General features: G+C 33.0%; 2 protein-coding genes. One reads left to right on the forward strand and one right to left on the reverse strand.

Annotated features, from left to right (window positions below; translation table 11 throughout):
• Window positions 1-139: 139 nt before the first annotated feature.
• The gene (locus ACFIO3_RS10400) at window positions 140-2515 is read right to left on the reverse strand and encodes a mechanosensitive ion channel family protein (RefSeq protein WP_375608270.1); all 2376 of its coding nucleotides are present in this window, start codon (window positions 2513-2515) and stop codon (window positions 140-142) included.
• Window positions 2516-2691: 176 nt separating this feature from the next.
• On the opposite strand from ACFIO3_RS10400, the gene ACFIO3_RS10405 reads away from it, so the two are divergent.
• Window positions 2692-3069: a hypothetical protein gene (locus ACFIO3_RS10405; RefSeq protein ID WP_375608269.1), complete on the forward strand. Its 378-nt coding sequence runs from the start codon at window positions 2692-2694 to the stop codon at window positions 3067-3069.
• The last annotated feature ends 210 nt before the right edge of the window (window positions 3070-3279 follow it).

Below are 3279 nucleotides of genomic sequence, written 5' to 3' on the forward strand. Positions count from 1 at the left end.
AAAGAAATTTTTAAAGGTACACTTCCTTCAACAATAATGAGAGAGTGTATCTTTAAATCAGTATTTTTCACTGTTGCGGAAAAAGCTGTTATGGTAAAAATATTCAACAAAATAACGGTAATAAAAGCATAAATACATTTCAGCATTCTAAGATTCCTTCCTCAGCAAAACGCTTATATAAGTCAAATCGAAGAGCATTGGTTATATGAGAAGATGAGGTAATATTAGGCACATAAATAGCCAAATTAAAGGAAAAATGCTTACAATCAAATGCAGTAAAACTCACCTGTGGGATAGGATTTTTTAAAACTCCTTCTGTCGCAGAAGCAATCTCTAATAAAATTTCAGCAACATGCTCTGGTGCAACCTTAGATGATACAGTAACTGGAATATCAATTCGTCCTACTTTATTACGTCTAGTCCAATTACTCACATTATTATTAATAAGGCTTGAATTGGGAATAATAATCGTCTTACGCTGAATTGTCTCAAGCTCCGTTGCACGCACACTAATACGCTTAACAACACCACCTACTGATCCAGATTCTATATAGTCTCCTATTTTAAATGGTCTTCCAACTAAAATAATAAGTCCAGAGACAAAGTTTTGGACAATATTCTGCAAACCAAAACCGATACCAAGTGAAAGTCCTCCAGCAATAAGAGCAAAATTTCTAAGATCCAAACCTGCCATTGACAATCCTATCAAAGCAGACACCACAACGCCACCATAACTTATAACTGTTTTGATAGAATTACGTACACCAGAATCAAATTCTCCATGATCCAACACCACATTATCTAACCAACCAATAAATCGGCGAATAAGAAACCAGCAGACACAAAAAGAAATAATTCCTGTTACAAGAGAAACCAAAGAAAGAGTAATATTTCCAATTTGAAAACCAGTAACCAATTGCCACAACACTACTTTCAAATCAGAATAGGAAAATCCAAACCGTACAGCAATGGGCATTGCACAAAATACCACAACAAACAAATTGAGAAAAACGCTCACAACAATTCCCAATTGGTTCATCGTTTTTTCTTCTAAATGAAACCTCTGCATCAAAAGATGACCAACTGTTGTTTTCATAAATTGACCTTTAGTTCCAAGTGCTTGAGCGCTTTGTATTCCTAAATACATGAGAACTAAAAATACTCCACCAATCATAATCTGCTGCATAATAAAACGTGCGAGACCAACATAACCTAAAAAATTCAACACAAGCAGCAATAATCCCAAACCAATAAGAGGAATGCGTATATAAAATGGCCAAAAATACGGTTCTTTTTTTTCTCCTTGAAAATTCCTACGTCTAAACTGCACAGGTACAAATGATATTATAAACAGTAATATCGCTACAAGAAAAACAGCAATAAAACTTTTAGCAATTGTCAAAGATAGAGGAGCTGAAATGATTTGATAAATACTATCAAGAACAGCATCAAATGCCAAAACACCTCCTAAAGAAGTGAGCAAAATCACCAATTGAAAAGCAGACGATGGTGCAATATTGAGAAGACGCACATGGGGCCTATTCGACGAGAAAAGAACAACCGCTAATCGATTGATTAAAAACACTAAAATAATTTGACAACCAATCATATCAAAAACTGTTGTAAGCTTACCTGGATCTAAGTTAAAACTACGAAATAAAAACAACACAAGATAAACACAAAGAATACAGATAAGTGAAGGTAAGAGAACTGAAATAAAGGCGATTAATAAGCGCTGTAAATACGATATTTCCTCATTAGACTTCGTAAAGTGGCAATACACATGAACAAGAACTTTATGACAAAAATATGAGAGACCAAACGTAATAAAAAGTGGAATTAAAAAGGAAAGAAATAGTTCTAATAACTTGAAATAAAATATAAAATTAAACCAAGAATCTAACAACAACAAAAAATCTGATGAAGCCTCTTTTGTTTTTTGGACAAGATGCTTAACCATCGGGATCGAAAACTCAAGCCTGTAGGTAAGTGTATGTTTAAAAAGCTCGCGAGATTGAGAGATAGAAAGTTCAGCTATTCTATTCGTCGCCAAAAAAACCGCTTCAAATTGAAGCATGATACTATTAATTTTAGCTTTTTGCTCTATCAAGTAAGAGTATTCTTTCACTGAACTGTTCAGTTTTTTTACGTCATGATAGAGCTCGGTTAATTGATCAAGAAGTGCATTAATTTCATTAAGAGGAGAACGCAAAACAAATGCTGCCTCAATAGCACGCTTACTGATATCTTGGGCCCGTAATCGCAGTTCTTCCAAAGCACGTTCATCTTCTGATTTTCTGTCAAAGTCTCTTTTTAAAGCTTTAGTATCTTCTTCAAGAGTCTTAATAATCAATTGTTGCTGTTGAATAATTTCATCAACTGAATAAGAAGCTATTGTTTGTTCGACAATTGTATTTTGGTCCTCCCTATTTCCCCATGCACCAGAATTTAAAGCAACGATAATCGCTAAAAGAAGGAAAAGTTTGTGGATATTTTTTTTACAAAACGAATACATATATACCTTAGATGCACAAAAAGGATTTTATCTTCTTCTTAGATATAGTACAAGGAAGATATTTTCAACTTTTGTAGAATAATCTTATAAAAGCTTTTCCTTATCCCATAATACTGATAATAAGAGAAAAGGAAATAGTAAGTTAAACTCAATAAGATTAAAGAAGGCACTCTAGCATGCTTTTTTTGTACCTATATTACAAAAAAGAAAATTTTCTTCCTTTGATAACTTGGATTTTTCTATCCAGTTTGGGTGTATTCTTGACAGATAACCTAGGAATGCGTGCTTACTTAATCAAACAATCACACACCAATAATATTATTAAAATGAATAAGTTTGATTTACAAAATAAGTGTGATCAATTAAATGTTACAACAACTGAAAACAAAAAAACTGCACCACTCCATACAGAATCTATTTTTATCAGGACCTTTCAAACAATCCTAACACTGGATTTCTTTTTAATAAAGATTCCAGCTATTGTCACACAACCTTGTAACTTTCAAACACAATATTTCTCAAATAAACGCGCTCCTCCCAATGAACACACCTAATCTTCTTCCTTGAATTATAAAAAGATTACCTTATTTTATTTGTGCTTTTAACTTTGAATAACTGTTAGATTGCCTATTAGCGGAATATATCATGCGTACACCTGGTTGGTTAACTACCCTTTATTGCTTTATCCTTTTAAGCAGCATTTATGTTGCCTTACCCAATTTATTTTCACACGAACAAGTTAACAACTCGAAATTTTTACCCAA

The sequence above is a fragment of the Bartonella sp. AD328YNZD genome, assembly GCF_042196425.1.

Coding starts and splice junctions, on each gene's coding strand:
- ACFIO3_RS10400 (WP_375608270.1), bottom strand. CDS start 2,515: ATGTATTCGTTTTGTAAAAAAAATATCCACAAACTTTTCCTTCTTTTA.
- ACFIO3_RS10405 (WP_375608269.1), top strand. CDS start 2,692: ATGCTTTTTTTGTACCTATATTACAAAAAAGAAAATTTTCTTCCTTTG.